Source organism: Streptomyces sp. NPDC059564 (assembly GCF_042735575.1).
In the GTDB taxonomy this organism is placed as follows: domain Bacteria; phylum Actinomycetota; class Actinomycetes; order Streptomycetales; family Streptomycetaceae; genus Streptomyces.
In genome coordinates this window covers 34,181-41,354 of record NZ_JBHWBP010000031.1, presented here as the reverse complement: position 1 = coordinate 41,354, position 7,174 = coordinate 34,181, and the positions used below count along the sequence as shown (strand labels likewise).

At 72.9% G+C, this 7,174-nt stretch carries 6 protein-coding genes; all 6 read right to left on the bottom strand.

The genetic code is table 11. The features are described from left to right. Window positions 1–109: 109 nt before the first annotated feature. A complete protein-coding gene (locus ACFV0Q_RS09120) occupies window positions 110–2,428 on the bottom strand; it encodes an SDR family oxidoreductase (protein WP_385002788.1) in 2,319 nt (772 codons plus the stop codon). A gap of 9 nt (window positions 2,429–2,437) precedes the next feature. Next, window positions 2,438–3,394, bottom strand: a complete 957-nt coding sequence (locus ACFV0Q_RS09115) for an aromatase/cyclase (RefSeq protein ID WP_385002786.1) — start codon at window positions 3,392–3,394, stop codon at window positions 2,438–2,440. Between the two features lie 68 nt (window positions 3,395–3,462). Then, window positions 3,463–4,248, bottom strand: coding sequence for a 3-oxoacyl-ACP reductase FabG (gene fabG / locus ACFV0Q_RS09110; RefSeq protein ID WP_385002783.1), 786 nt, complete (start codon window positions 4,246–4,248; stop codon window positions 3,463–3,465). Window positions 4,249–4,337: 89 nt separating this feature from the next. Next, complete coding sequence (locus ACFV0Q_RS09105) at window positions 4,338–4,607, bottom strand: acyl carrier protein (protein ID WP_385002781.1); 270 nt, start codon at window positions 4,605–4,607, stop codon at window positions 4,338–4,340. 80 nt (window positions 4,608–4,687) lie between these two features. Next, the gene (locus ACFV0Q_RS09100) at window positions 4,688–5,905 is read right to left on the bottom strand and encodes a ketosynthase chain-length factor (RefSeq protein ID WP_385002778.1); all 1,218 of its coding nucleotides are present in this window, start codon (window positions 5,903–5,905) and stop codon (window positions 4,688–4,690) included. After that, on the bottom strand, window positions 5,902–7,170 hold the full coding sequence (locus tag ACFV0Q_RS09095) for a beta-ketoacyl-[acyl-carrier-protein] synthase family protein (protein WP_385002775.1): 1,269 nt from the start codon (window positions 7,168–7,170) through the stop codon (window positions 5,902–5,904). The genes ACFV0Q_RS09100 and ACFV0Q_RS09095 overlap by 4 nt, the downstream gene beginning before the upstream one ends. Between the last annotated feature and the right edge of the window lie 4 nt (window positions 7,171–7,174).

Genomic DNA, 7,174 nt, shown 5'->3' with positions numbered 1-7,174 from the left:
GGGATCCCCGGCGGCCCGCCCCGGCGCCGGCGCGGCGCGGGGTTGCGCCGGCGGGTCTGGGTGGTGCGCGGTGTGACGGCGCGGACGGCCGCGGACGGCCGCGGACGGATCAGCCGAGCAGCGTGCCGCCCGTGGCGTCGACGAAGGAGCCGGTGATCCAGCGGGCCTCGTCGGTGGCGAGGAACGCCACCACGTCGGCCACGTCCTCCGGTTCGCCGACCCGGTTGAAGGCGGACATCGCCGCCATCTGCTCGACCGCTTCGGGGATGTCGAAGACGGGGTTGCCGTTGCGCGTGATCCCGGGCGCCACCGAGTTGATGGTGATGCCCCGGGGGCCCAGCGCCTTCGCGAAGTGCAGGGCGAGCTGTTCGAGCGCCCCCTTGCTCATCGCGTACGCGATCTCGTCCGGGTTCGCGAACCGGGTGAGGCCGGAGGAGATGTTGACGATCCGGCCGCCGTCGGGCATGTTCCGCAGCGCCCGCTGGATCAGGAAGAACGGGGCCTTCGCGTTGACCGCGAAGATCCGGTCGAACTGCTCGGGGGTGAGGTCGGCGGGGCCGACTCCGCCCATCACACCGGCGTTGTTGACCAGGATGTGCAGGTCGGTGCTGCCGGTGCGGTCCAGCAGGTCCGCTTCCAGGGCGGTGAACAGGGCGTCCACGTCTCCCGGTACGCCGAGTTCGGCGCGTACGGCGAAGGCGCGCCCGCCGTCCCGTTCGACCGAGGCGACGACCTCGCGGGCGGCCGGCTCGTCGCTGGTGTAGTGGACCGCGACGAGCGCGCCCTCCTCCGCCAGCCGGATCGCCGCCGCGCGGCCCATGCCCCGGCTCGACCCGGTGACGAGCGCGGTCCGGCCCGCGAGCCGGTCCGTGCCGCTCCCGCGCTCCCGTACGGCGGGCGCCGGCGCCGACACGGCCACGGGTTCGCGCACGGCGGCCGGCCGCGGGGTACGGGCCGACGCCGGTCCGAACCACCGTTCCAGGGCGGCGCCCGGGCCGCCCCCGCCGGCCGGTCCGTCCGACCAGACGACGTGGCCGTCCGGGCGCACCAGCACCGCCGCGGCGCCCGCCCCGTCCTCGGTGGCGGCGGCCGTCGCCACGCGCACCCGGTCCGACCAGGGCCGGGCGGCGGCGCGCAGCTCCTCCCGGCGGGCCTCGTCGCCCGGGGCGAGGAGCAGCAGGCCCCGGCCCGCGCGCAGCAGTTCGAAGGTGGTGGTCCCGCCCTCCTCCCCCACCGCTTCGGCCCGCGGCAGGCGCAGGCCGAGCAGCGGGCCGCCCTCCGGGCCGTTCCCGTAGCGCACGTCCAGGCCGGAGATCATTCCGGCCAGGTGGGTGCGTACGTCCTCGTGGGCGGTCAGCTCCGCGAACACCTCGCGGACGGCGTCGACCTCGGGGCCGCCGAGGAGCAGCAGGGCCTGGGTCCTGATGTTGCTCTGCACGGCCTGGCCGACGGCGCGGCGCTCCTCGTGGTAGCTGTCGAGGAGTTCGTCCCCGCTGTGCCCGGCGACGACGGCGGCCAGCTTCCAGCCGAGGTTGAAGGCGTCCTGGAGGCCGAGGTTGAGGGCCTGGCCGCCGATCGGCATCTGCTGGTGCGCGGCGTCCCCGGCGAGCAGGAGGCGGCCCCGGCGGTAGCTCGTGGCCTGCCGGGAGGCGTCCCCGAAGGAGTTCACCCACAGCGGGGTGCCGCCGCCGATGTCCTCGCCCGTGATGCGCTTCCAGGTGTCGGCGACCTCCTCGAAGGAGGGCTGCCCGCGCCGGGGGCGGGCCCCGAACTCGTGCACCATCACCCGGGTCACCCCGTCGGGGCGGCGGGCCGCGATGGCCAGTCCGCCCTCCAGGCGCTCGAAGCGGCGGTTGGGGATGTCGAGCCCGGCCACGTCCGCGCGCAGCAGTTCGCGCTCGGCGTCGGTGCCGGGGAAGTCGAAGCCGCCCAGCGCGCGTACGGCGCTGTGCTCGCCGTCGCAGCCGACCGCGTACGCGGCGCGGAAGGAGGTGGGCGTCCCGTCCGGGCCGCGCGCCTCGACGGTGACGAGGTCCCCGGCCTCGGTCAGCGCGGTCAGTTCGTGGCCGCGCCGCACGTCCGCGCCCAGATCCGCCGCCCACTGGCCGAGGACCTCCTCCAGGCGGGTCTGCGCGACCTTCCACTGGCCGGGGTAGGGGCCGGGAAGTCCGAGGCCGAAGGGGATCCCCCCGAAGTGGCCCGCGCTGTCGCCGGGTATCTCGCCCAGGGCGTCGAGCAGGCCCCGGGTGTCGAGGATCTCCATGGTGCGGGAGTGCAGGGTGGACGCCCGCGATTCGGTGGTCGGCGCGGTGAGTTTGTCGAGGACCACCACGTCTGCGCCCGCCAGCCGCAGTTCCCCGGCGAGCAGCAGCCCGACGGGGCCCGCGCCGACCACGATCACCTCGGTCTCGGTGTAGTCCCCAGACATGATCAGTCCTTAGTTCTCGGCCCGTGCGATGCCTTCGGCATACGCTTTGGCGTGGTTGAGGGTGGCGGTGCTGTTGGTGCTCAGCGCGGTGTGGACGTAGCGCTTGGCGTCCTCGACCGTGGCCTGGTCCCCGAGGACCTTGGCGATGTTGTCGGTGTTGATGGTGACCGTGTGCTGCGAGGAGGCGGCGACGCCGTCCTCGTTCTCGGCGAAGGTCCAGTAGCCGGTGTGCAGGGTCATCAGCCCGGGCAGGGTGGTCTGCTTGTAGGCGATCTTGTGGTGCGGGAAGGTCACCCGGTAGGACTTGGTGGTGTGCACCGAGCCGTCCTTGGCTCGGGTGTCCATCTCCAGCTCCTGCAGGCCCGGGGTGTCCTCGGCGAGCCGTACGGTGGCCACGTGCGGCAGCCGCTCGGGCCAGCGGTCGGCCTCGTTGACGAAGTCGTAGACGTCCTTCGCGGAGCCGTCTATCTGCACGGTGTCCTCGAAGGAGAACGTCAGGTCCTCCGCCGCGTGCGCGGCCTCGACGTTCTTCTTCAGCGCGGCCAGCTCGGAGCGCGAGTTGCGGTCGACGGCCTGGTCGATCCACGCCAGCGACGCCGGGTCGTCGTCGATGGCCCGGTAGTCGTGCAGCAGCCGGACCCGGGACTCGCCCGGGGCGAGCTCCTCGATGATCCAGGTGCCGCCCATGGCGGCGACCGGGGCCGCGGGGATCTCCTGGCGGAAGGTGATCCGCAGTCCCCCGGCGTCCAGGGTGCGGCGCGAGGTCCAGTTCTTGGCCTCGCCGTTCGCGGTCGCCCAGATCCGGATCCGCTCCTCGCCGGGGCCCTCCGGTACCTGGTCGACGTAGATGGTCGGCGGGAAGATCCGGGGCCAGTTCCTGACCTCGGCGATCAGTCGGTAGACGGCGGTGGCCGGGGCCGAGATCGTGATCTCGTGCTCCACCTCGCGCAGGCCGGGCTGCGTCATGCTGATGACTCCTCGGGAATCGGATCGGGAACCGGATCGGGCGGGTTCGTCGGCGGACCGCGGCGCGGTCAGAAGTTGCCGAGACCACCGCAGACGTTCAGCGCCTGCGAGGTGATGGAGGCGGCGGTGTCCGAGGCCAGGTAGCCGACCAGTCCGGCCACTTCCTCCGGCGTCGAGTAGCGGCCCAGCGGGATCTTCGCCTGGAACTTCTCGAGGATGGCGTCCTCGGTGGCGTTGTACGCGGCCGCGTAGCCCTGCCGCACCCGCTGCGCCATCGGCGTCTCGACGTAGCCGGGGCACACGGCGTTCACGGTGATGCCGGTGGGGGCCAGCTCGTTGCCCAGGGCCTTGGTGAAGCCGACCACGCCGTGCTTGGAGGCGGAGTACGGGGCGCCCAGCACCACGCCCTGCTTGCCGGCCGTGGAGGCGATGTTGATGATCCGGCCGCGGTTCTTCTCGCGCAGCCCACCGGTGGTCAGCGCCTCGCGGGTGACGCGGAAGACGCTGTTGAGGTTGGTGTCGATGACGTCGTGCCACAGCTCGTCGTCGATGTCGGCCGTCACGCCGCCGCCCGAACGCCCGGCGTTGTTCACGACCACGTCCACGCCGCCGAAACGGTCCACGGCGGCCCGGATCCACGCCCGCACCTCGTCGGTGGAACGGACGTCGACCTCCGCCCCGTCGACCTCGAAGCCCTCGTCCTGCAGCTGCTTGACGGTCTCCGCTACGTTCTCCGCGCTGCGGGCGCCGATGAAGACCCGGTGGTCCTGCGCGGCCAGCAGCCGCGCCACGGCCAGCCCGATGCCGCTGGTGGCGCCGGTGACGACGGCGACCCGCTTGCCCTGATCCGACATGTGTCTCTTCTCCAGAAAATGAAAGGGGAACGGTGAGGAGGGCGGCGGCCGCCGCGCCGGCGCGGGGGCCGCCGCCGAAGGGGTCGGTCCTAGGCGTCGACGAGCGCGCGCAGGCTCTCGTTGATGGCCGTGACCAGGGAACGGGGCGTCGGATTGTCGGTGAAGACGTCGTCGTCGAGCGTGATGCCGAACTCGCGCTCGATGCGGCCGCCCGTCTCCAGCAGCGCCAGCGACTCGTAACCCAGCGTCTCGAACTCGCTGTCGAGGATGTCGCCGTCGAGGTCGACGTCCTCGTCCGCGCCGGCGCCGTCCAGGAGGATGCGCTTGAGGTCGTCGAAGGTGAATTCCTGCTTGGACAAAATGAATCCCTTCATAGGTCTTCCGCAGCCGGGGATCTCGGCTGCGGGGTACAAGGAGCGCCGGCCGAGGGCGTGCGGCGTCAGTCGACGGCGCGCACCACGACCGCGGAGTTGAAGCCGCCGCGGCCGCGGGCGAGGACGAGCGCGGTGCGCACCGACGCGGTGCGCGGGCGCACGGCCACCAGGTCGAGGTCGTAGGCGGGGGACAGCTCGACGTTGGTGGTCGGCGGGATCAGGCCCTCGCGCATGGACAGGACCGCCGAGACCACGTCGATCGGCGCGGCGCCCGAGTTGATCCGTCCGGTCATCGTCTTGGGGGCGGTGACCGGCACCCCGCGCGGGCCGAACACGGCGGTGATGGCCTCGGCCTCCTCGCGGTCCAGGCGCGGGGTGGCCGCGCCGTCGGCGAAGACCACGTCGACCTCGGCGGGGTGGCAGGCCGCGTCCGTGAGCGCCGCCTCGATGGCCCGGCGCAGGCCGGGTTCGCGTCCGCTGCCCGGCTTGGGGTCGAGGGTGGAGCCGTAGCCGGCGAACTCGGCGTAGACGGTCCGGGCGCCGCGGGCCAGGGCGCTGTCCTCGTCCTCCAGGATCAGCAGCGCCCCGCCCTCGCCCGGTACGTAGCCCGCGGCGGCCTCGTCGAAGGGCAGGTAGGCGCGCTCGGGCTCGTCGCTCGTCGACATCAGGCCGCCGTGCAGGTGCGAGGCCCAGCCGAGCGAGCAGATCGAGGCGTCGAAGCCTCCGGTGGCGATGAGCTTGCTGCCCCTGCGGAGCTGGCGCCGGGCGTGCGCGAGGGCGTCGAGTCCGCCCGCCTGGTCGCTGATGACGACGCCGGTGGGGCCGCGCAGATCGTTGCGGATGGAGATCTGCCCGCTGTTGACGGCGTAGAACCAGGCGAAGGACTGGTACGCGCTCACGTGGTTGGCGCCCAGGCTCCAGAGCTTGCGCAGCTCGTTCTCGCCGAACTCGAAGCCCCCGGAACCGGCCGCGGTGACCACGCCCATGTCGTACGGGTCGATCTCGCCCGGCGCGACGCCCGCGTCGGCGAAGGCGCAGTCCGCGGCGACGAGGGCGAGCTGGGTCACCCGGTCGGTCTGCGGGACGAGCCTGCCCGGCAGGTGGTCCTTGGGGTCGAAGCCGTGGATCTCCCCGGCCAGGCGCGACGGGTAGGCGGAGGCGTCGAAGCGGGTGACGGGCCCGATGGCGTTCTTGCCGATGCGGGTGGCCGCCCAGAAGTCCTCCACGCCGAGCCCGCTGGGGGCGGCCACACCGATGCCGGTGACCAGGGTCCTGGCACTCATGCGGTCCTCCTGTCGGGCCGGGCCAGCACCATCGCGCTCTGGAACCCGCCGAATCCGCTGCCGACGGTCAGGACGGCATCGGTGCGGTGCTCGCGCGCGACGAGCGGCACGTAGTCGAGGTCGCACTCCGGGTCGGGAGTGAACAGGTTCGCGGTGGGCGGCACCACGTGGTGCTCCATCGCGAGGACGGACGCGGCGATCTCCATGGAGCCGACGGAGCCCAGCGAGTGCCCGATCATCGATTTGACCGAGCTCACGGGGGTGCCGTAGGCGTGCGCGCCGAGAGCCAGCTTGTAGGCCGCCGTCTCGTGGCGGTCGTTCTGCCTGGTCCCCGAGCCGTGCGCGTTGACGTAGTCGATGTCGACCGGGTTCAGCCGGGCCTCGTCCAGCGCCACCGTGATGGCCTCGGCCAGCTCCCGGCCGTCGGGGCGCAGTCCCGTCATGTGGAAGGCGCTGGAGCGGGAGGCGTAGCCGGCGATCTCCGCGTAGACGTGTGCGCCGCGGCGGCGGGCGGCTTCCAGCTCCTCCAGGACGAACACCGCGGCGCCCTCGCCGATGACGAAGCCCTTGCGGGAGGCGTCGAAGGGCCGGGAGGCCGTCTCCGGTTCCTCGTTGAGCGAGGTCGTCGCCTTGATCGCGTCGAAGCACGCCAGGGTGAGCGGTGTGATGGGGGCGTCGGTGGCGCCGGCGACCATGACGTCGGCGCTGCCCTCGCGGATCAGGTCGACGGCGTGCGCCACCGAGTCGATCCCGGCGGTGCAGCCGGTGGAGACCACCGTGGACGGGCCCTGCGCGCCGACGGCCCAGGCCACTTCCGCCGCGAAGGAGCTCGGCACGAAGTGGTCGTAGAGCGGGCCCGGCGCGTACATGTGGTCGACCAGGGCGAGCCGGCCGTCGTGGCTGGCCACGCGGTAGGCCTTGTCGAGGCCCGCGATGGCCCCCACGGCGGTGCCGATGCTGACGCCCGTGCGGTACGGGTCCCCGGCGGCGAGGTCCAGGCCGCTGTCGGCGACCGCCTCGCGCGCGGCGACCACGCCGAACTGGGCGGCGCGGTCCATGCGGCGGACCTCCTGCGGGGTCATCCCGTGCAGTTCGGGCAGGAAGTCGGCTTCGGCCGCCACCCGGGAGCGGAAGGCGGAGGCGTCGAAGAGGGTGATCCCGCGCGTCGCCGTACGGCCCGAACTCAGCAGATTCCAGAACTCGCGGGTGCCGATGCCTCCCGGCGCCAGCACTCCGACCCCCGTGATGACTACCCGGCGAGCCACCGGT